Source organism: Arthrobacter sp. zg-Y844 (assembly GCF_024385465.1).
Classification (GTDB): domain Bacteria; phylum Actinomycetota; class Actinomycetes; order Actinomycetales; family Micrococcaceae; genus Arthrobacter_B.
This window is the reverse complement of record NZ_JANFLS010000001.1, coordinates 163,640-184,074: the sequence shown is the minus strand read 5'-3', so window position 1 is coordinate 184,074 and position 20,435 is coordinate 163,640. Positions and strand designations below refer to the sequence as shown.

Annotated in this window: 22 protein-coding genes and 1 other RNA gene; 17 read left to right on the top strand and 6 right to left on the bottom strand. The window is 65.4% G+C overall.

What is annotated here, in order from left to right; all coding sequences use genetic code 11:
- Positions 1-52 precede the first annotated feature (52 nt).
- Positions 53-2,752 (bottom strand): GH25 family lysozyme, encoded by a 2,700-nt coding sequence (locus NNX35_RS00850; RefSeq protein WP_304661026.1) that lies wholly within the window; start codon positions 2,750-2,752, stop codon positions 53-55.
- A 229-nt stretch (positions 2,753-2,981) separates the two neighbouring features.
- Between NNX35_RS00850 and NNX35_RS00840 the strand changes: the two genes are divergently transcribed.
- Complete coding sequence (locus NNX35_RS00840) at positions 2,982-3,425, top strand: DUF2304 domain-containing protein (RefSeq protein WP_255764698.1); 444 nt, start codon at positions 2,982-2,984, stop codon at positions 3,423-3,425.
- On the opposite strand, the gene NNX35_RS00835 is transcribed toward NNX35_RS00840, so the two are convergent.
- Complete coding sequence (locus tag NNX35_RS00835; protein ID WP_255866740.1) at positions 3,422-4,309, bottom strand: glycosyltransferase; 888 nt, start codon at positions 4,307-4,309, stop codon at positions 3,422-3,424. The two genes, NNX35_RS00840 and NNX35_RS00835, sit on opposite strands and share 4 nt — an antisense overlap.
- Before the next feature lie 306 nt (positions 4,310-4,615).
- On the opposite strand from NNX35_RS00835, the gene NNX35_RS00830 reads away from it, so the two are divergent.
- From NNX35_RS00830 to NNX35_RS00800, 7 genes are read left to right on the top strand one after another with little or no spacing between them, the layout of a single operon-like run.
- A complete protein-coding gene (locus NNX35_RS00830) occupies positions 4,616-5,842 on the top strand; it encodes a CpaF family protein (protein WP_255867292.1) in 1,227 nt (408 codons plus the stop codon).
- A complete protein-coding gene (locus NNX35_RS00825; protein ID WP_255764696.1) occupies positions 5,839-6,696 on the top strand; it encodes a type II secretion system F family protein in 858 nt (285 codons plus the stop codon). Before NNX35_RS00830 ends, NNX35_RS00825 begins: the two co-directional genes overlap by 4 nt.
- A complete protein-coding gene (locus NNX35_RS00820) occupies positions 6,693-7,631 on the top strand; it encodes a type II secretion system F family protein (RefSeq protein WP_255866739.1) in 939 nt (312 codons plus the stop codon). The genes NNX35_RS00825 and NNX35_RS00820 overlap by 4 nt, the downstream gene beginning before the upstream one ends.
- Positions 7,632-7,678: 47 nt before the next feature.
- Positions 7,679-7,951 (top strand): hypothetical protein, encoded by a 273-nt coding sequence (locus tag NNX35_RS00815; RefSeq protein WP_255867328.1) that lies wholly within the window; start codon positions 7,679-7,681, stop codon positions 7,949-7,951.
- The gene (locus NNX35_RS00810) at positions 7,948-8,376 is read left to right on the top strand and encodes a TadE/TadG family type IV pilus assembly protein (protein WP_370646972.1); all 429 of its coding nucleotides are present in this window, start codon (positions 7,948-7,950) and stop codon (positions 8,374-8,376) included. The genes NNX35_RS00815 and NNX35_RS00810 overlap by 4 nt, the downstream gene beginning before the upstream one ends.
- Complete coding sequence (locus NNX35_RS00805; protein ID WP_255866738.1) at positions 8,360-8,797, top strand: hypothetical protein; 438 nt, start codon at positions 8,360-8,362, stop codon at positions 8,795-8,797. Before NNX35_RS00810 ends, NNX35_RS00805 begins: the two co-directional genes overlap by 17 nt.
- Complete coding sequence (locus NNX35_RS00800) at positions 8,794-9,267, top strand: pilus assembly protein TadG-related protein (protein ID WP_255866737.1); 474 nt, start codon at positions 8,794-8,796, stop codon at positions 9,265-9,267. The genes NNX35_RS00805 and NNX35_RS00800 overlap by 4 nt, the downstream gene beginning before the upstream one ends.
- Before the next feature lie 4 nt (positions 9,268-9,271).
- Here the strand turns inward: NNX35_RS00800 and NNX35_RS00795 are convergent, their stop codons facing one another.
- Positions 9,272-9,568, bottom strand: coding sequence for a hypothetical protein (locus tag NNX35_RS00795; protein WP_255764692.1), 297 nt, complete (start codon positions 9,566-9,568; stop codon positions 9,272-9,274).
- Between the two features lie 166 nt (positions 9,569-9,734).
- Here NNX35_RS00795 and prfB point away from each other — a divergent pair, with 166 nt between their 5' ends.
- The 8 genes from prfB (at position 9,735) to NNX35_RS00755 (ending at position 16,337) form a co-directional block, all read left to right on the top strand.
- Entirely contained in the window at positions 9,735-10,853 is a 1,119-nt protein-coding gene (prfB, locus tag NNX35_RS00790) for a peptide chain release factor 2 (protein ID WP_227933148.1), read from the top strand.
- Between the two features lie 194 nt (positions 10,854-11,047).
- Positions 11,048-11,803, top strand: coding sequence for a cell division ATP-binding protein FtsE (gene ftsE, locus NNX35_RS00785; RefSeq protein WP_255866735.1), 756 nt, complete (start codon positions 11,048-11,050; stop codon positions 11,801-11,803).
- Positions 11,800-12,702 (top strand): permease-like cell division protein FtsX, encoded by a 903-nt coding sequence (ftsX, locus tag NNX35_RS00780; RefSeq protein WP_255764690.1) that lies wholly within the window; start codon positions 11,800-11,802, stop codon positions 12,700-12,702. The genes ftsE and ftsX overlap by 4 nt, the downstream gene beginning before the upstream one ends.
- 62 nt (positions 12,703-12,764) lie before the next feature.
- A complete protein-coding gene (locus tag NNX35_RS00775; protein ID WP_255764689.1) occupies positions 12,765-14,156 on the top strand; it encodes a M23 family metallopeptidase in 1,392 nt (463 codons plus the stop codon).
- 44 nt (positions 14,157-14,200) lie between these two features.
- On the top strand, positions 14,201-14,674 hold the full coding sequence (gene smpB, locus NNX35_RS00770) for an SsrA-binding protein SmpB (RefSeq protein WP_230020787.1): 474 nt from the start codon (positions 14,201-14,203) through the stop codon (positions 14,672-14,674).
- Positions 14,671-15,030 carry a hypothetical protein gene (locus NNX35_RS00765; RefSeq protein ID WP_255866734.1) on the top strand — a complete coding sequence of 120 codons (360 nt, stop codon included), beginning with the start codon at positions 14,671-14,673 and terminating at the stop codon, positions 15,028-15,030. Before smpB ends, NNX35_RS00765 begins: the two co-directional genes overlap by 4 nt.
- A gap of 64 nt (positions 15,031-15,094) precedes the next feature.
- Positions 15,095-15,466, top strand: a transfer-messenger RNA (tmRNA) gene (ssrA, locus tag NNX35_RS00760).
- Positions 15,467-15,704: 238 nt separating this feature from the next.
- Positions 15,705-16,337, top strand: a complete 633-nt coding sequence (locus tag NNX35_RS00755) for a uracil-DNA glycosylase (protein ID WP_255764686.1) — start codon at positions 15,705-15,707, stop codon at positions 16,335-16,337.
- A gap of 93 nt (positions 16,338-16,430) precedes the next feature.
- On the opposite strand, the gene NNX35_RS00750 is transcribed toward NNX35_RS00755, so the two are convergent.
- Entirely contained in the window at positions 16,431-16,808 is a 378-nt protein-coding gene (locus tag NNX35_RS00750) for a hypothetical protein (RefSeq protein ID WP_255764685.1), read from the bottom strand.
- A gap of 95 nt (positions 16,809-16,903) precedes the next feature.
- Positions 16,904-17,404: a DUF1269 domain-containing protein gene (locus tag NNX35_RS00745; protein WP_255764684.1), complete on the bottom strand. Its 501-nt coding sequence runs from the start codon at positions 17,402-17,404 to the stop codon at positions 16,904-16,906.
- 200 nt (positions 17,405-17,604) lie between these two features.
- On the opposite strand from NNX35_RS00745, the gene NNX35_RS00740 reads away from it, so the two are divergent.
- The gene (locus NNX35_RS00740) at positions 17,605-19,308 is read left to right on the top strand and encodes an alpha-glucosidase (RefSeq protein ID WP_255764683.1); all 1,704 of its coding nucleotides are present in this window, start codon (positions 17,605-17,607) and stop codon (positions 19,306-19,308) included.
- A gap of 17 nt (positions 19,309-19,325) precedes the next feature.
- On the opposite strand, the gene NNX35_RS00735 is transcribed toward NNX35_RS00740, so the two are convergent.
- Positions 19,326-20,420, bottom strand: coding sequence for a glutamate--cysteine ligase (locus NNX35_RS00735; RefSeq protein ID WP_255866733.1), 1,095 nt, complete (start codon positions 20,418-20,420; stop codon positions 19,326-19,328).
- Between the last annotated feature and the right edge of the window lie 15 nt (positions 20,421-20,435).

Below are 20,435 nucleotides of genomic sequence, written 5' to 3'. Positions count from 1 at the left end.
AGTGCCTCTTGTCCTGTCGGTGCCCCAGCCAGTCTACTTTACCCGCAGTGCCCTAGGCCCGGCGCGGGGTTACCCGGACACCGCCTGACTGTGTCCACGTAACGGTTGTCCGCTCGAAGTTCTGCGTGCAGGAGGTGCTGCCGGAGCAGGTCTGGTTTCCCGTCGACATTCCCCAGGCGCCGTGGATTCCGCCGGAGGCGGTCCACGCGGTGCCGATCTGGCCGGGCAGGTAGATGCTGCTCACTCCGTTGGCCTGGGTCCAGTACGCGGTGGTCCGTTCAAAGTCCTGCGTGCAGTAGGTCGGGTAGCACACCTGGTTTTCCGTCGGCATGCCCCACGTTCCGTGGATCCTGCCGGACGCGGTCCAGGCCTTGCCGATCGGATCCGCAAGGACAACAGTCTTGACGCCCTTGGCCGCAGTCCAGTACGCAACGGTCCGTTCAAAGACCTGTGTGCAGTAGGTGGGCTCACAGGTCTCGGGAGACTGGGGCAGGCCCCAGGAGGAGGAACCGAAGATGGTTCCCGAGGCGGTCCAGGCCTTGCCGATGGGGCCGGTGGTCTGGACCGTGGTTACGGCTCCGTTTTTCGGCCAGTAGGCCGTGTGGCGTTCGAATACCTGCGTGCAGTAGGTCGGGTAGCACGCCTGGTTGGTCAGGGGGATGCCCCAGGACGCGGCGCCGCCGAGCCCGCCGGAGGCTTTCCAGGCCTTGCCGACGCTCTCATTCAGTGCCACGGAGGTGACGCCGGTGGCCTGCATCGAATAGACGGAGCGGCTCTCGAACTCCTGCGTGCAGTAGGTCGGGTAGCAGGCCTCGTTGCCGGTGGGCCTGCCCCAGCCGGAGGTTTTGCCAGCGCCGGTCCAGGCGCCGCCGATGAGGGAGGACGTCCTGACGGTGTGGACTCCCGAAGCCTGGGTCCAGAACGCGGTGTCCCGTTCGAAGGTCTGGGTGCAGACGTTGCCGGTGCAGGTTTCCCCGCTGGTGGGCATACCCCAGGAAGCGGCGCCGTAGATGGTTCCGGCAGCCCGCCAGGCGCCGCCGATGGCGCCGGGCAGGTAAATGGTGCGCACGGCGCCGTCGTTGCCGCGGTAAGCGGCGGTACGTTCAAAGGACTGTGTGCAGTACGTGGGCTCACAGATGTGGTTGCTGCTGGGGATGCCCCAGGACGCAGAACCGTAGATTGTGCCTGCAGCGGTCCATGCCCGGCCGATCTCCGTGTTGAGGAGGACCGTGCTGACGCCCGAGGACGGCCGGAAGTAGGCCACCGCCCGTTCGTAGCTCTGCGTGCAGTAAACGCTGCCGTAACAGACTTCTGCGCCCGTGGGCAGGCCCCAGGACGAGGCGCCGTAGATGGTGCCGGCGGCCTTCCAGGCATTGCCGATGGCTCCGGCGGTGTAAACGGTCCTGACTTCTCCTGTGGAGGTAATCAAATAGGCCGTCGTCCGGTCGAAAGCCTGGGTGCAGTAGGTCGGATAGCAGCTTTCGTTGCCTGTCGGCAGCCCCCAGGAGCCGTCAACGCCGTTGGCTGCCTGCCAGGCCGCACCGATCGGCCTGCGAGTGTCCACGTTGTAGCTGTCGGCGCGGCGGCTGAATTCGTGGAGCTCGGTGGAGCTGCCGTTGAAGACGTTGGAGTCCCCGGCGAACGGTCCGCTGCTGCTGTACTGCCAGACGTTGTAGCTTGACCAGCCGGCGGGCAGGGCGCCTGCACCTACCTGGTTGTAGTTGGCGATGTGCAGCGGGTGGTCGGCAAACGCCGTGCTGCTGCCCGTGCACCGGTTCCACCAGTCCGTCGTGGAATAGATCATGGGCAGCCGGCCGGTCCGTGCCTTCACCGTATTGGAGAAGTCCCGGATCCAGGACACCATCTGCGCCGCGGACAGGTTGTAGCAGGTGTTGCCCAGCTCGGCGTAGGGGTTGTACTCGATGTCCAGCAGCGGGGGCAGCGTGCGGCCGTCGGCGGACCACCCGCCGCCGTTGTTGACGAAGTAGTTTGCCTGATCCGCGCCTGAAGAGACGCCGGGAATGGCAAAGTGGTAGGCCCCGCGGTACATGCCTACGTCCACCGAGCCGTTGTACTGCTGGTTGTAGTAAGGGTTTTTGTACGACGTAGCTTCGGTCGCCTTCACGTACGCGAACCGGGAACCCTGGTTCCAGGCATAGCGCCAGTCGACGTCGAGCTGGTGGCTGCTGACATCCATGCCCTGGATGCCCGGCGGACGCCAATCCGCCGCGAGCTGGATGTTGGCTGCCAGCGAGATGGAGGCGGCCGGGGCAGCCTGCGGTGTTTTCGTTGCCGGAGCGTCCGGCAGCACGCCGTCCCCTGCCAGCCGCTCGACCTTTGCTTCCAGCGCTGTTTCCTCAGCGGTGGGCACCTGGGCATTTCCCGTTTCTTCCAGCCGTTCCAGGCCCTGCCCCATTTTCGCTCCGAGCGGTCCGATGAGTTCGGCCAGCCAGTCTTCCTCGACGGCGCCGCTTTCGGGCTCCACCGGCGGCGTCGCCTCGGGCGTGCTCTCAGCGGGCGCGGACGGTGTGGCAGGCACCGGAGCCGCTGTCGGCCGGGGTGCCGGCGCGGCGCTCTCGGCGGGTTCGGCGGGTTCGGCAGTGGGCGCCGGGCTGGTTGCTGGTGTTTCGACCGGTGCCGGCTGCTGGACGGCGCCGGGTTGTTCCGCGGCTACGGCGGGAAGTGTGCCGGAGGTCAAGGCAACGGCGAGGGCGACCCCGGAAAGCCATTTAAGGGAAAGGGTGCGTGTCATGGGAACTCCGGTGGGGCAAAAGTTAAAGAAGGGGCGGGTGAGAAGAGAATACCGGAAGAACCGGGACGTTTCGGGATATCGGCAATAAGCCGGAGAAGCGCCTGTCGGAGAGCGAATTGACCGCGTAACACTCGTTTTTAAAGCAGTGATCTTCTAGTGTCGGGCATCAAGTCACCACAGGAAGTAAGGACCAATACCCCGTGCGGCTCACCTTGATCCACCCTGAACAATGACCGGTTTTCCGGTAATCGCCGGTGCGGTCGTAGTGCTGGCGGCGATTACTGTCCTGCTTCGCCGGCGGAAGCTGCGGGAGAAATACACGTTTCTCTGGTTGATCGTCGGGACGGTGACCCTGGTACTCGCCCTGTTCCCCGGAATCCTGCGGTGGGCGAGTGAACTTCTGGGCGTTCAGGTGCCCTCCAATCTGCTTTTCGCCGTGGCAATTGTTTTTCTGGCCGGGGTGTGCCTCCACCTTTCACTCGAGGTGACAGCAGTGGAAGACGAAAGCCGCATATTGGCAGAGGAACTTTCGATTCTGCGCGCACAGTTCGAGCAGGCACGCCAGCGCGGCGAACCGGGCAAGCGCGGCGAACCGGGCAGGGGACTGCCGGGCGACGGCGGGCAGGAATCCGGAGGCAGGGCCGGCGGGAACGGGGAAGACCCGCCGGGCTAGGTCAGTGCGTGGCGGCCCAGGACCTGGATCCCGGTGGACGTGGGCCGCGGCAGGGAACGCATCAGCAGCGACACGGCGTGCAGCCGGGATGTCCAGTGCAGCCGGGCGGCGCGGGCCGCCCGGTTCCAGCCGAGCCCGGTGAAGCGCAGCGCCTGGTCCTGGAAGAACCGGCGTTCCTCATCAAAGCGGCGGCCGTCCATCGCCCGGACCGAGGAATCCGAGGCGTCGTGGCGGCGGTAGTGGAAAACGACGTCGCCCGTGGACACCACAATGGAGCCGCCCGAGGCGGCAATGTCCATCAGCAGCGCAAGGTCCTGCACGACGTCGTACTCCGGCCGGAAACCGAATCCCTGGATCACCTCCCGGCGCCAGGCCAGCGAGGGAAAGTAATGCCAGCCCGCGTGCAGGAGACTGGCTGCCATGTCTTCTCCCGCGAGGGACACCGTTCCCCCGGAACCCGGCGTCAGCACGGATTTGATCCGGTCCACCAGGGTCGAGACGGCCAGCCCGTCACCGTCGATGACGCTGACCCCCGGCTGTACGACGGCGGCCCCGGGGTAGGCGTCCAGCAAACCCAGGACGGCGTCCAGGTAACCGGGGAGCATCACGTCGTCGGCGCCCATCATGACCACTACCGGAGCCTCGGCACGGCCGAGTGCCTTCTGGAAATTCCGGTTGGCACCGAGGTTCTCTTCGTTGCGTTCGTAGTGGATCCGCGGATCCTGCAGCGAGGTGAACCACCCGCGCGGATCGCCGCCGGGATACGCATCATCCAGCACCAGCAGCCGCCAGTCCGGACTGTCCTGGTCCTGGACGCTGCGGACGGACTGCCGCATCAGGTCTTCGTCGCCGTAATAGGGGAGCAGAATGTCGACCGCAGCCATGGCGCCGCCCTTGAATCGCGCCTTTGGCGCCGGGAAAGCAGAGAAACCCGGCTGCCTTGAATACGGCAAGTTTAGGATCCGGGTACCTAGCCAACAATAGAAAATCACCTAGGTGGTACCTGCTTCCGGTGATTCTCCTGCGGAGTTTTGCGGGCCGCATCCACCGGGGCGGTCTTTATCCACAGCTGCCGGGCACTACCCTCGCCTTCGCCCGGCGCAGCCTTTACTGTGTGGCCCGTTGGCCGGAGCGGACCAACGCCAGTCTCGTGCCGGTGCCTTCGGGCAGCGGCCATGCCGGGGGTAGCGATGGATGCAGCGCGGATAGTCGAAGACGAGGTACGCGAGCTCATCCGCGTGCGCGGGCTGGATCCGCAGGAACAGTCCGCGGAGGTTCGCCGGCTCGTGGATGCTGCCGTTTCCGATTACGACGACCGCTCCCTGCTGGGGACCCTGCCGCCGCTGGGGCGGCCGGAATCCGTTCGCCGGCAGGTCTTCGACGCCGTGGCGGGCTTCGGTGCGCTCCAGCCGCTGCTGGATGATCCCACGGTCGAAGAAGTGTGGATCAACTCGCCCTCCGAGGTTTATGTCGCACGGGACGGCCGGTCCGAGCTGACTTCCCTGACGCTGACGGCCGAGCAGGTCCGGCTGCTGGTGGAACGGATGCTGAAGTCCTCCGGCCGGCGGCTTGATCTTTCCTCCCCGTTCGTTGACGCGGCGCTACCGGACGGGTCACGCCTGCACGTGGCCATCCCGGACGTGACCAGGCGGCACTGGGCCGTGAATATCCGCAAGTTCGTCGCCCGCGCCCGCCGCCTCGACCACCTTGTGGAACTGGGCACGCTGACCCCTGATGCTGCCCGCTTCCTCGGCGCCGCCGTGGCTGCCGGGTTGAACATCCTCGTCTCCGGCGCCACGCAGGCGGGGAAAACCACCATGCTCAACTGTCTTGCTGCGGCCATCGGACCGAGGGAACGGGTGGTTACGGTCGAGGAGATCTTTGAACTGCAGCTCCCCCTTCGGGACGTGGTGGGGCTGCAGTGCCGTCAGCCGAACCTGGAGGGACAGGGTGAAATCCCGCTCCGCAGGCTCGTGAAGGAAGCATTGCGCATGCGCCCGGATCGGCTGGTCGTGGGGGAGGTCCGTGAAGCCGAGAGCCTCGACATGCTGATTGCGCTGAACGCGGGTTTGCCCGGCATGTGCACCATCCACGCGAACAGCGCCCGGGACGCGGTAACCAAGCTGTGCACACTGCCCCTGCTGGCGGGGAACAATATTTCCAGTGCCTTCGTGGTTCCGACCGTGGCGTCCTGCATCGACCTGGTGGTCCACTGCTCCAGAACCGGCACGGGACGACGCGAGGTCACCGAAATCCTGGCCTTGGGACGGCGGGTGGAAGGCGGAATCATCGAGTCGTCCCCGGTATTCGGCCCGGTGGACGGCAAGCTGGCCGTGACGGCTTCCTCCATGCCGTCGGCTGACAAATTCGCTCTGGCCGGCGTGAACGTCGCTGCCCTGCTCGGGGCGGCAGCATGAGCGCTGCAGCGGGGTTGACCCTGGGCATGGGATTGCTGCTGCTGTGGCAGTCCTGCTGGAGCACGACAGCCCGTACCCCTTCCCGGCGGCGTCGAACCGGATACCTGGACGATCTGCTGCGGCAGGCCGGCATCGAACGGGTCAGGGCCGCCGGGCTCCTTGCCGCGTGCGCCGTCACGGGTGTTTTCGTCCTTCTCCTGTTCTTCATCCTGACGCTGTCGTTACCCATCGCGGCCTGCTTCGCGCTTTTCGGGGCGGGACTGCCTTACGCGTTAGTGCGTATGCAGGCCCGCCGCAGGAGGGCCTCGCTGGCGGAACTGTGGCCCGACGTCGTCGACCACCTGCGCTCTGCAATCCGGGCAGGCCTGTCTCTTCCGGAGGCCCTCATCCAATTGGCAGGGAACGGCCCGGAGGAGCTGCGGGGATACTTCCGGGCCTTTGCCGCCGACTACCGGTCCGGAGGCAACTTCGAGGATTCGCTGACCCGGCTCAAGGACAACCTCGCGGACCCGGTGGCGGACCGCATCATCGAAGCCCTGCGGATCACCCGACAGGTAGGCGGCACCGATCTGGGCAGGCTCCTCGGCACACTGGCCGGTTTTCTCCGTGAAAACGCGCGGACCCGGAGCGAGCTGCTGGCACGGCAGTCCTGGACCGTCAACGCAGCGAGGCTGGCCGTGGCGGCGCCCTGGGCGGTGCTGCTGCTGCTGGCGGCGCGCCCGGAAACCGCCGCAGCCTACAACTCCGCTGCGGGCGCGACGGTCCTGGTCGCCGGAATCGGCATCTCCGTCCTTTGCTACCGCCTGATGCTCCGGATAGGCGCGTTGCCCGAAGACGTGCGGGTGCTGCGGTGACGCCCGGGATGGCGGCAGCGGTGCTGGCTGGAGCCCTGATGGGAACCGGGCTGTTGCTGGTCCTCCACCGGCTGCCGCCGCTGCGGCAGAGGACCTTCACTGCGCGCGTGGAACCGCAGCTGCGTTCCGTGCGGCCCGCGTCGGGGCTCCTGCTGTCCGCCTCCGACATCACGCCTTTCGGCCCGCTGGAGCGGATCCTGCGTCCGTTGCTCCACGACGCCGTCCGCCGGCTGGCCCGCTGGTCTCCGGCCAACCGGACCCTCGCGCAGCGGCTGCAGCAGGCAGGCGGGAACAAATCCGTGTCGGACTACCGTGCAGAGCAGGTCTTATGTGCCGGTTCGGGGTTCCTGGCCGGGGGAGCCGCAGGCGCGCTTCTCGCCGGGAGCGGTCGCATAGGTCTTGTATCGGTGGCCTTTGGTATATGTACCTGCGCCGTTGCAGGATTCCTGCTGCGGGACTACCTGCTGACCCGGCAGATCGAACGGCGCAACAGCCGCATCCTCGCCGAATTCCCCAGCCTTGCCGAAATGATGGCGCTCGCCGTCAGCGCAGGGGAAAGCGCCGTCGGTGCGCTGGAACGCGTTTCCGTCGCTGCACAGGGGGAACTGGCAGACGAGTTCAGCCGTGTCCTTGCCCAGACCCGCTCAGGACACCCGCTCACCAAAGCCCTGCAGGATTTCTCCGACCGGATCCGCCTGGCGCCGTTGAGCCGTTTCGTCGACGGAGTCACCGTTGCCGTCGACCGCGGAACACCATTGGCAGATGTTATGCGTGCACAGGCCCAGGACGTCAGGGACAGCGCCAAGCGTGAACTGATGGAGACCGCAGGCAAGAAGGAAATAGCCATGATGGTGCCCGTGGTTTTCGGAATCCTGCCGTTGACCGTGCTGTTTGCGGTGTTTCCGGGCCTGGCGCTGCTGAGGCTGGGGCTATGAGGCGGCAGGTGAAGGCAAGGCCAAGCATGTCGAGGGATGGAGACAGGATGAGCAGCAATAATGCGAGCAGGCACCGGAACAGCGCACATGCGCCGGGTGAAGGATGGAGAGCGGCCGTCGCCCTGGCAGCGGCATGGTGGTACCGGCTGGTGCGGCAGTGCCAGGCAGCTCTGCACCCGAAGGACCCGGAGCGCGGAGATGTGCCCGGGTGGGTGATGATCACCCTCATGTCCGCCATCCTCGTGGCTGGACTGCTGCTCCTGGTGCAGCCGGCCCTTGAGCGGTTGTTCGAATCCGCAATAGAACAGGTGCAGCCATAAAGCGCTGGCAGGGTCACCGGGGCGGCCGCCGGGCGTACCGGTTTGCCGGCTGCGGTCCGGAGCGGGAACGGGGATCCGCCGTCGTCGACTTCGTTATGGTGGGCGCGCTGGTGAGCCTGGTGTTTATGGCTGTGGTGCAGTTGGCGCTGGTGCTGCACGTTCGCAACACCCTGATCGACGCCGCAGCCACGGGCGCGCGCTACGGCACGCTGGCGGACCGCACCCCGGCGGACGGCGCGGCGCGTACGGCCGCCCTGATCGGCAGCTCACTCGGCGAGGAGTATGCCGGGGACGTCGCCTACTCAGAGCAGACCGTGGACGGCGCACGCCTGCTGGAGATCACGGTGCGGGCACCGCTGCCGGTCATCGGTTTCGTCGGACCCGGTGACGGAATCGAGGTGAAGGGGCATGCGGCCCGGCGGTGAGGGAGAGACGGGACAGGCACCAAACGACGCCGGCAGCGCCGTCGTCGAGTTCATTTTCCTGGGCCTGATCCTCCTGGTGCCCGTGGTGTATCTCGTGATCACCGTCGGCCGGATCCAGGCGGCGTCCTTCGCAGTGGTCGGTGCGGCCGACGCTGCGGCCAAGGTCTATGCGGCAGCACCCGACGCTGTGGTTGGCGAACAGCAGGCGGCAGATGCGGCCGAGCTCGCGCTGAGCGACTTCGGGCTGCAGGCGGACGGCATGCTGATGGACATCAGCTGCTCCGAAACCTGTCTGGCACCCGGCTCGACCGTCACTGTCAGCGTCCGGTATGAGGTGCCGCTTCCCGGGCTTCCGTGGGCTGACGGGTCGCCGGTAGCGGTGGATTCCGAGTCCACGCAGGTTGTGGAGCGCAACGGTTGAGCCGGGGGTTTGGGAAACGGCCGCCGGCCGGGCAGCGGGAGGACGGGGAGCGGGGGCAGGTCGGGGTGCTGATCATCGGGTACACCGTGCTGGCACTGCTGACCGTCACAGTGGTGATGGCGGCGTCGTCCGTCTATCTCGGGCAGAAAAAGCTGCTTTCGGCTGCCGACGGTGCGGCCGTGGCTGCGGCGGACACGTTCTCGCTGGGGGAGGCCGCCGCAGGAACGGGGTCGGCGGCCGTGCTGGAGGCCGACGCCGTCCGCAGCGCCGCCCGCCGCTATCTCGCCGAAACGGGTGCGGAGGAACGGTTCACGGAGCTTGCGGTAACCGAAGAGACCGGCACGGCGGACGGCCGGACCGCGCGCGTGGTTCTGGCGGCGCGGGTCCATCCGCCCATCGTCAATTTCCTGGTGCCGGACGGAATCTCCATCACCGCGGTCAGTGAAGCCCGGGCCCGGCTGCTGCAGTGAAAAGTTACGAAGCCTTCCGCTGTGCCTGCGCCTGCGCCTGTGCCTCGCGCACCGGGCCGTGGCCCCAGCCGCCGTGGTCCACGTCCAGGATCCGGCCGTCCTCGCCGTAGCAAATGGTCACCGGCTCACCGAACTGTTCGCAGTCGCTGTCAGGGCACTTGTCCTTCATATTGCCCACATACTCGTTGGAAAAGTGTTGCTCCCACTCGTCCACTTTGCCCATGGCCCAGGGATCGCCCTGCTCGGCAAGGTCGTTGAGTTCGTCCAGGGTGTACATGCGTCCGCGCTCGGGATGGGTCAAGAGAGGCTCCTTCGAAAGGGCGTACATTCCATATCCGTCCCCATTAATCTAACGCCGCCCACGGACACCGCCGCGCGCATCGGCCCCGGCGCGTCCCGGTGTCAGCATTGCCCGGCACGACGACGGCGGGCAGCGGCGCAGGGACATGGCGTAGTCTGTAAGCACCATGGCAGAAATAGATTTTCCCGCAGAAATCCGCGCCCTCCGCTCCACTTTCGCCTCCATTGAAGAGGTCTCGGACGTGGCAAAGATCAAAGAGGACATCGAAGAGCTGAGCGAGATGGCCGGCGTCCCCGATCTTTGGGACGACCCCTCCGAGGCGCAGAAGATCACTTCCAAGCTCTCGCACCGCCAGTCGGAGCTGGAGCGCCTGCAGACCATCGAATCCCGCATCGACGACCTTGAGGTCCTGGTGGAACTGGCCCAGGACGAGGCCGACGCGGATTCCAAGGCCGAGGCCGTGACGGAACTGGAGTCCCTGCGCCGGTCCCTGTCCCAGCTGGAAGTCGTCACCCTGCTTTCCGGTGAATACGACGAACGCGAAGCCGTGGTGACCATCCGTTCCGGTGCCGGGGGAGTGGACGCCGCAGACTTCGCCGAGATGCTGCTGCGCATGTACCTGCGCTGGGCCGAACGGCACGGATACCCCACCACCGTCCTGGATACCTCCTACGCCGAAGAGGCCGGCCTGAAGTCCGCCACCTTCGAGGTCAAGGCTCCCTACGCCTACGGCACCCTGGTGGTGGAGGCCGGTACGCACCGCCTGGTCCGCATCAGCCCGTTCGACAACCAGGGCCGCCGGCAGACGTCCTTTGCCGCCGTCGAGGTCATTCCGCTGATCGCACCCACGGACCACATCGACATCCCGGACAACGAGATCCGCGTCGACGTCTTCCGCTCCTCCGGTCCGGGCGGCCAGTCCGTGAACACCACCGACTCCGCCGTCCGGCTCACCCACCTTCCCACCGGCACGGTGGTCTCCATGCAGAACGAAAAGTCTCAGCTACAGAACCGTGCCGCCGCCATGCGCGTGCTCCAGTCCCGCCTGCTGCTGTTGAAGAAGGAGCAGGAGGACGCCGAGAAGAAGGCCTTCGCCGGCGACGTCAAGGCGTCCTGGGGCGACCAGATGCGCTCCTACGTGCTCAACCCGTACCAGATGGTCAAGGACCTGCGCACCGAACACGAGGTAGGCAACACCTCCGCAGTGTTCGACGGCGAGATTGACGACTTCATCGATGCCGGCATCCGCTGGCGTGCGCACGGCAGCGTTTCCGCCCGCAAATAGGCCACGGCGGCTGCGGTCGGGGACTGGACCCCGTCCGCGGGCAGGTTCCCGGCACTCTGGCACCGGTGTGCAGTCCGACACGCGCTGCTGGGTTGTGGCTCACTGCGCCGGAAGCTGGCTATAGTCGAGAGGCCGGTGCCCATACCCCGAACCAAGGCCCGTGTCTCCGGCCGCTTCATGGGCACTAAGTAGTGATGATCACTTTCGACAATGTCACCAAGCTCTATGACCGGAACTCCCGGCCTGCGCTCAACTCGGTCAGCCTTGACGTGGACCGCGGCGAGTTCGTGTTTCTCGTAGGCGCTTCCGGCTCCGGTAAATCGACGTTTATCCGGCTGATCATGAAAGAGGAGCACGCCACCAAGGGCACCGTCTACGTAGCGGGCGCCAACGTGGCGAAGATTCCGAGCTGGCGGGTGCCGCGGCTCCGCCGGGGGATCGGCGTCGTATTCCAGGACTTCCGCCTGCTTCCCAACAAGACGGTTTTTGCGAACGTTGCCTTCGCCATGCAGGTGATCGGCCGCAGCCGTGCCGTTATCCGCGACTCGGTGCCCGAAGTCCTCAAGACGGTCGGGCTCGAGGGGAAGGGTAACCGCATGCCGCACGAGCTTTCCGGCGGTGAACAGCAGCGCGTGGCAATCGCGAGGGCGATTGTGAATAAGCCCGGCATCCTGCTCGCCGATGAGCCGACCGGAAACCTGGACCCCACCACGTCTTTGGGCATCATGAAGGTGCTGGACCGGGTGAACCAGAACGGCACCACGGTGGTGATGGCTACGCACGACGACGACATCGTCAACGCCATGCGCAAGCGCGTGGTGGAACTGCGCAACGGCAAGATCATCCGTGACGAGCATGAGGGCATCTACCTGGGCGAACCGGAGCCGGAGCGGGACGGCTCAGACGTGGCGGATGGCTCCAGCCGCACGGAGAGCGGGGTAGCCGAATGAGGCTCGCATTTGTCCTGGGCGAGATCGGTTCCGGGCTCCGCCGGAACCTGTCCATGGTTGTCTCCGTAATCCTCGTGACCTTCGTGTCGCTGACGTTCGTGGGGGCGGCAGGGCTGCTGCAGCTGCAGATCGGCCAGATGAAGGGCTATTGGTATGACCGCGTGCAGGTTGCGGTCTACCTGTGCACGGAGAACGACACCTCCGCGTCCTGCGCTTCCGGTGCCGTCACCGACGAGCAGCGCTCTGCCATCGAGGCGGACCTGCAGGCGGACCGTTACGTGGAAACCGTTGAGTATGAAGACCAGGAAACCGCGCTGACCCACTTCCGCGAGCAGTTCGCGAACTCTCCGATCGTGGACAGCATCACCGCCGACATGCTGCCGGAGTCCTTCCGGGTGTCCCTGGTGGACCCCGAAAAGTATGAGGTCATCAACGAGGCGTTCTCCTCCAAGCCTGGCGTCGAGTCCGTCAGCGACCAGCGTGAACTCTTCGAAAAGATGTTTACGTACCTGAACCTTGCCTCCGTTGCCGCGCTGTCCATCGCCGGCGTTATGCTGGTCTGCGCCATCCTGCTGATTGCCACCACCATCCGGCTTTCGGCGTTCAGCCGACGGCGGGAAACGGGCATCATGCGCCTGGTCGGCGCCTCCAAGGCCGTCATCCAGCTGCCGTTCGTGCTGGAAGGCGTGATCGCCGCCGTCATCGGTGCAGTGCTGGCCTCAGCGGCACTATGGAGCACCGCGCACTTCTTTATCGGAAACCTGGCGCGGCAATACCCCACCACGGCCTTTATCTCGTCGGAACAGGTCCTGTACCTGACACCCGTTCTACTTGTTCTCGGAGCGCTGTTGGCGGGAGTATCCTCGCTCTTGACACTCCGCCGGTACCTGAAGGTCTAGAGTCATGAGCACTGGGAATGGAATCTGCAAGATCATGGAGAGTCTCATCAATGGATAATGCTGTGCCTAAACGAATCGGACGTGCGCCGGCGTCCCGGGCCCTGGCGGCGGTTGTCGCCCTCCTGACGCTGACGCTCTCCGTTGCGTTCAGCAGCGCGGCAAGTGCAGACGATCTCGAGGACCGCAAGGCTGCCATCGAAGCCGAGAAGCAAAAGGTCCAGGAAGACTACGAGTACCTCGGCGAAGATATTGCCGAGACGGTAGCCAAGCTCAACATCTACAAGGGCCAGCTCCCGGCCGCACAGCAGCAGCTCGCCGATGCCGAGGGACGTGTCGACAGTGCCGCCGGCAAGGTGAGCGCCTTGAATGAACGCGTTGCCCTCGCCCAGAACACCCACGAAACCATCACGGCGCAGATCGAGAAGGACCGTGAGAACATTGCGGCCACCGAAAAGGCGATCGGACAGATTGCCTCCCAGGCCTATAAAAACGGCGGTGTTCCCTCCACCCTCTCGCTGATGTTCGGTGCCAAGGGTGCGGACAGCCTCACCGATTCGCTCGGCATGGCGGAGCAGGCGCTCAAGGGCCAGAACGCCGCCGTGGAAAAGCTGTCCCAGCAGAACGCCAATAACGTGAATTCCGAGGCGCGGCTGTCAGCTGTGGCCGACGAGATCAGCAAGCTCAAGGCCCAGGCGGAAGAAGCACTCAAGGCCGAACAGTCCGCGCGTGACGCGGCAGCCGCGGAGAAGCAGAAGGTGGACGACCTGGTTGCCCAGACCACGGCGATGAACCAGGAGCTGGAGGCGCAGAAGCCGAAGCTCCAGTCCCAGATGGCCAGCCTGGAAAAGGAAAGCGCCCAGGTCACTGCGGATATCGCGGAGCGGCAGCGGGTCCTGCTCGAGGAACACCGCAAACGCGAACAGGCCCGCATTGACGAAGCCAACCGCGCAGCGGCCGAAGAAGCAGCGCGGAACAACCGTCCCGCCCCGCCGGCCCAGAACATTCCGCAGCCGGGCAGCCCGTCCTCCTTCGGGCTTCGCCCTCCGGTAGTCGGCGCTCCTATTTCCTCCGGCTTCGGCTGGCGCGCAACCCCGGCCGGATCCATCGACTTCTTCGGCAACGGCGGTTACCTGCACTCCGGCATCGACTATGCGCCGTCCTGCAACACGCCGGTCTATGCGCCTGCCGCAGGCGAGGTCTGGCGGGCCGACCAGGGCGGCGGGGAAATGATCGGAACGGGCAACCGGATTGTCCTCAATCACGGTGTGGTGAAGGGCAACGTCCTGGCCACCAACTATTACCACCTCAACGGCTTCGCGGTGGGCGCCGGACAGTGGGTGGAGCAGGGCCAGCTGATCGGATATGTGGGGAGCACCGGAAATTCCACCGGCTGCCACCTGCATTTCGAGACAGTGCTCAATGGTGCCCTTGTGGACCCGAGGACGTTGCTCTAGGCCTACAATAGAGCTTTCGCTAGAACCTACTAAGGAGTTGCCCCGTGCCTAAGGAAAGTGGCCGTAAGGTAGTGGCCACCAATCGCAAGGCCCGGCACGACTACGAAATCCTCGATACCTACGAGGCCGGGATGGTTTTGATGGGGACCGAGGTGAAGTCGCTGCGTGAGGGCCGCGCCTCATTGGTGGACGGGTTCGCCACGTTCTACAACAACGAGCTCTGGCTCGAAGCCGCCTACATTCCCGAGTACCTCAACGGCAGCTGGACCAACCACTCCGCCCGCCGCCGCCGCAAGCTGCTGCTGCACCGCGAGCAGCTGGAAAAGATCATGCGCAAAACCAGCGAATCGGGTTTTACCATCGTGCCGCTGCAGCTGTATTTCCTGGACGGACGGGCCAAGGTGGAGATCGCCGTCGCCCGCGGTAAGCGGGAGTACGACAAGCGCAATACCCTGCGGGAGAAGCAGGACAACCGTGAAGCACTTCGCGCGATGCGCGAGAAGAACCGCGGCGCATGAGTGGAACGTTCTGGGAGCCGCAGGCAGAAGCGGACGAGGAAGCCGCCGCCCGCAAGCCGGCCTGGACGTGGATTGTTACGGCCGTCGACCTCCTGATAGTCCTCGCAGTGTTGCCGGTGGTCATCCTGGTAGTGGTTCCGTTCTTTGCCGCGTACTACCTGTTCCTCGCACACGTGCTGGTATGGCTCGCGCCGGTGCTGGTCCTGGCGAACATCGCCTTGTTCGCCTGGGCCTTCCGCAGCAAGGCGCCCGGCATGACCGCGCTGAGCATCCTCTCGGTCCTCTTCGTGCTCGTCTCGTGGATTCTGCTGGTGGTTTGGGGCTCACCCGTAGTGGTCTTCGGCATCCGGCTCTGAAGCGCTCTGTGAATCATGCGGTACAATAAGTGTTCCGGCTTCGGCCGGATTGGTAACTCAATAAGGGGATGACCGGTTTCGACGATGTTTTGTTGAGACAGGGGAAGCGGGCCGAGGATACAGGGTTATCTCGTTAACGATCTCTGTAAACCAATAAGTGCCGAATCAAAGCGCACTGACTTCGCTCTTGCTGCCTAAGCAGTAAGGCATAGTCCGTCAGCCCGGGGATGCTCTCGCCCCGGTGCCTGGCGTCATTTAGAGGGCCACTGCTGAACACCTTCGCCGTTGGGGTGTTCGGGACTTTTAGACGGCTGGGTCCGGATCAGCCACTTGTCTGCGTGATGGCTGGGACCGAGAAAATCCGCTGCAGACTGCGCCCGGAGAAGCCCTGACAAAGCGACATCGGACGGGGGTTCGATTCCCCCCATCTCCACTGAGAAATCTCCAGCCAAAGCGGGAAGCGCCTTAGGGCGTTCTCCGCTTTGCTGGTTTAAGCCGGGTTGCACGGGAGAGTTGTTTCTCACACCCGTGCGGTTTACCCCGTTGCGGGGCCTCTTCCCGTCCGGCAGGGCAAGGTGCGTTGGTAAACTTTGTCGTAGGCAGTACCCGCGCCGGCAGGACCCGGAGCGGGCGATATAACCGGTCGGAAGACCTTGTAGGAGACGCACCACTTTATGCAAAGCCCGGCACTCGAATCCCAGCATGACGACCTTTGGAACCGACGCTATGAGCCCAATGTCGCTGAGGTGAACCAGCTTTGCGACTCCCTGGCTGAAATGAAGCCGGGAAGCCAGGTGCCCTACGTCGATCCCATGCACGATATCGGGGAATGCCGGATCGTGAGCCTGTTTTCCAACATCGGCACCGCCCACGAGTCCGGGTTCATCACGGCAGGTGACAATGAGGCCGTGGCACGGCTGCTCGGCGTGCACTGGCAGGCAGGACTGCGGCCGGAGTTCGTTATGCCGTGGAACGCCTACCCGTGGCATGTGCCGGGTGAGCCCAATGGCAAGCTGAGCAAGGAACAGGTCCAGGAGGGGCTGCGGCCGCTGCTGCGCTTCCTGGCCCTGGTGCCCCGCGCTTCCGTCATCGTGGCCCACGGCACCGAGGCGCAGCGCCTCGCCGCGCTGTTCCTCAAGACCGAGAACCGGATGATCTACCGTCGCAGCATCAAGGTCTACAAGGCCCGCTCGCTTTCCGGGCGGTCCTTCGGCGCCACCGCGGAACGTCAGCAGGAGGCGCTGGACGATATGCGCGCTGCCTATACCGACGCTATGGCCCGCACCGGGCTGACTGCCGCACGCTAGGCATGTGACCGGCCGGCGCCGGTCAGGTTCCGGCCCGGCCGTTCCGGCCCGGACAGGCCCCGGCCGGAACGGTCCGGCGGGGCAGCGAGCGGGTCAGGCCTCGGCCGGCTCAGCCGGGGCGTCCACTACCCCGATGAAGCGGGAGCCCACTCCCGGGTACTCGGTGCGGACTGATCCGGCGGCCAGCTCGGGAAGTTCCCGTACCCGGTGGTCTTCGCACGCTATGAAGGTGAACTCGGGCCACCACTTCTTGGGTCGGGCAGCCTCCGTGTAGCCGCAGACTGTGCAGGAAAGCTGTACCCACACGGGACGTTTTCCGGTGCGGTTGGCCCTGGACTGGACCAGCCATCCGGGCGGGTCGGCCTGCATCCGTGCCAGCTCGGCGTCATCCACGTGCGCGGGAATACCGTGGCGGATGGCCATTTCAAGCGGAATATCAAGGATAAGGGCGGCCTGGCGTCGAGTAGTCATCAGTTAAACGATACGCGTTGAAGCATCGCCGCACGCACCGCGGGGCGGCGGCCGCCCGGCCGCCGCCCCGCCGTCGTGCAGGGGAAATATCCGCCCTAGGCCGGCGTTGACTCGAAGAAGGCATCCCGCAGGTTGGCTTCCTCATCCTTGGAGAGGTTCGTGTAGATCAGCTTTACCCCCGAGAAGTCCTTGAAGGCCTCGGCTACCCGGTCCTCCACCGCATCGGAGGACAGGACGAACAACGCCGAGGTGCCGGGAGTGACCTCCTGGCGTACCCGCGAGATGAAATCGTCGTTGATCCCCACGTCCACCATGGAGCCGGACATCGCGCCGATGGCGGCGCCCACCGCCGCACCGATGAGCGGAACAAAGAAGATGAGCCCAAAAAGAAGTCCCCAGAAGCCGCCGCCCAAGGCACCGGCCCCCACCATGTTGTGTTCCTGGATGGTCTTGGGCTTCTTGCGCCCTTCAGGCCAGGTCACGATGGCTTCGTCCTGGACAGCGATGAGGCCCTGGGACTGGAGGCTGGCGAGGGTCTGCGTGGCGCGTTCCGCAGCGTCCGCATCCGAAAATTTCCAAACGGTCAGTGTTGCCATGTCAGTTACTCCAAACGCTAGAGTTCGGGGCAGGTCCGCATACGGAACCTGTCGGCAGCGCCAACGTTAGTGCCGCGCCCGGGCACGTACAAGGAAAACTGCCGTCCCGGGCAGAGCCTGCACTGTAACTCCCGGCAGCCCTGTGCGGGCTGACGGCTCGGACGTATTATGCACAGGACACGCTGAAAGGACGGCCGTCCATGGTGCCTCCCAACGATCCCGCCTGGTGGACGAACGCCGTCGTCTACCAGATCTATCCCCGCAGCTTTGCAGACTCGACCGGCGACGGCATCGGCGACCTCGGCGGCATCATCGAACACCTGGACTACTTGGCCGAACTGGGGGTGGACGTGGTGTGGCTGTCGCCGATCCAGCAGTCGCCCCAGTTCGATAATGGCTATGACATCAGCGATTACCGCCGGATCGACGAAATGTTCGGCACGGAGGAACAGTTCGACCTCCTGTTGGAAGGCCTGCACGAACGCGGCATCCGCCTGATCATGGACCTGGTGGTCAACCACACCTCCATCGAATACCCGGGCTTCCAGTCCTCCAGGAACAAGACGTCGCCGAAGCGGGACCGCTATTGGTGGCGGGACGCCCGCCCGGGCTTCGAACCAGGGGAACCGGGGGCGGAGCCGAACAACTGGCGCTCGTTTTTCGGCGGTTCGGCGTGGACCTTCGATCCACTCACCAGCCAGTACTACCTGCACCTGTTCACCCCGCAGCAGCCGGACCTGAACTGGGAGAACCCCCGGGTCCGGGCAAAGGTGTACGCGATGATGAACTGGTGGCTGGACCGGGGCGTGGACGGATTCCGGATGGACGTCATCAACTTCATTTCGAAGGACCCGGCATTGCCGGACGGAGTGGTGGAAACCGGCGGGATCTGGGGCGACGGATCGCCGTACTTCGTATCGGGGCCGCGTATCCATGAATTCCTGCAGGAAATGCACCGGGAGGTCTTCGACGGCCGCAGCGGCCAGTACCTGACGGTGGGGGAGACGCCCGGAGTCACGGTCGAACAGGCGCTGCTGTTCACCGATGCGCAGCGGCGGGAGCTGGACATGGTGTTCCAGTTCGAACACGTCAGCCTGGACCAGGGCACCGGCAAGTTCGACCACCGGCCGCTGTCCCTGCCGGAGCTGAAAACGAGCTGGAACCGCTGGCAGCGCGGGCTCGCCGACAGGGGATGGAACAGCCTGTACTTGAACAACCATGACCAGCCGCGCGTCGTCTCCCGCTTCGGGGATGACCAGCGGTACCGGTACGAATCAGCCACCATGTGGGCCACCCTGCTGCACCTGCAGCGGGGCACCCCCTACATCTACCAGGGCGAGGAGATCGGCATGACGAACGCCGGGTTCACCTCGATAGACCAATACCGGGACGTGGAATCACTGAACTACTATGCGGAGGCGCTCGAACAGGGGATGGACCGGGAACGGGTCCTGGAAGCGCTGCGCCGGATGAGCAGGGACAACGCACGCACCCCCATGCAGTGGACCGCGGGCGAGAATGCCGGTTTTTCCGAAGTGGAACCCTGGATTCCGGTGGCTGCGAACTACCCCTCGGTCAACGTGGAAACGGACCGGGCCGCCGAGCAGTCCGTCTTCGGCTACTACCGGGAGCTGGTTCGGCTCCGGCACGAATCGGACCTGGTGTCGCTCGGGGACTTCCACCTGCTGGACCCGGGGCATCCGACACTGTTTGCCTATAAGCGCACCCGCGGGGATCGGGCGCTGCTGGTCCTGGGCAACGTGTCCGGCGAGGAGCTGGGGGTGCCGTCCAACCTGGAGGCCGGAAGCCTCGTCCTGGGCAACTACCCCGACCCCGGCGACCATCACCTGCTGCGCCCCTGGGAAGCCCGGATCCTGGACATTTCCACCTATGCGGGGGGCTAAGGCGGGGGCCAAGCCGGCTATTCGGCGCTGAGGCTGCGGGTGTAAAGGTCCGCGAGACCCGCGTAACCGCCGGACCGGAAGGCGGTGCGCTGCCGTTCCGCGCCGGTACCGCCGGCAAGGACGCGGGCGACGCCGGCAACCGCGTATTCCCGGTCGCCGGCTTCCTCCAGCGCCGGTGCAACATACTCCAACAGCGCAGAGAGGTGATCGGCCGCGGGCAGGCTGCCGCCGGGATGCGAAACCAGGTTACCGCTCATGCCGAAGCGGGCAGCCTGCCACAGGCCGACGTCGAGCAGTTCCGGATCCGGGACGGCTGCCGGAACCGCGGGGATGGCAGACGCCAGGGTGGCCACCAGCGCCCGCACGAGGGTTGCCAGCAGCAGGGAGTCCCGGGCCTGGAGCTGGGCATCCGCAATGCGGACCTCGACCGTGGGAAAGGTATCGGAGAGCCGTGCCGCCCAGCCCACATGGCCGGCGTCGAGCACCACGTCGGTGGCGAGCAGGCTTTCCAGCCGTCGGGTGTAGTCCTGCGCATCGGCGAACAGGGGAGGGCAGCCCTGTACTGACCAGCGCCGGTAGTGGACCATGCGCCAGCTGGCGAAACTGCTGTCCTGTCCCCGCCAATAGGGGGAATTCGCGGCAACGGCACCGAGCAGCGCGAGCCAGGGGCGGAGCCCGTTCAGTACGCGTACCCCTGTGTCGCGGGAGGGGATGCCGACGTGGATGTGGGTGCCGTTGACGTACTGTTCGTGCGCGACGGCTCCCGTCAGGATTCCCATCCGCTGGTACCGGTCGGAGGAATTGAGCACCGGCGGTCCCTCCTGGATCCGCGGTGCCGCTCCGGTGGGGGCAACCCGTACGCCCGCCGACGCTGCCGCTTCGGCCAGCCGGGAGCGGAACCCCAACAGGGCGTCCAGGGCCTCCTCCCGGGTGGTGCAGACCCGGGTGGAGCTCTCCACCTGTGCGTCCAATAGCTCGGCGGAACTGGAGAAGACGCCGTGCTCCGGGGAGATCAGGGCGCGTGTCAGTTCCTGGGCTCCGGTGGGGAACCCGGTGGAGGCATCCATGAGGAGGAACTCTTCTTCGATGCCGAAGGTGAAGACCATACGCATTTCTCCTAAACACCC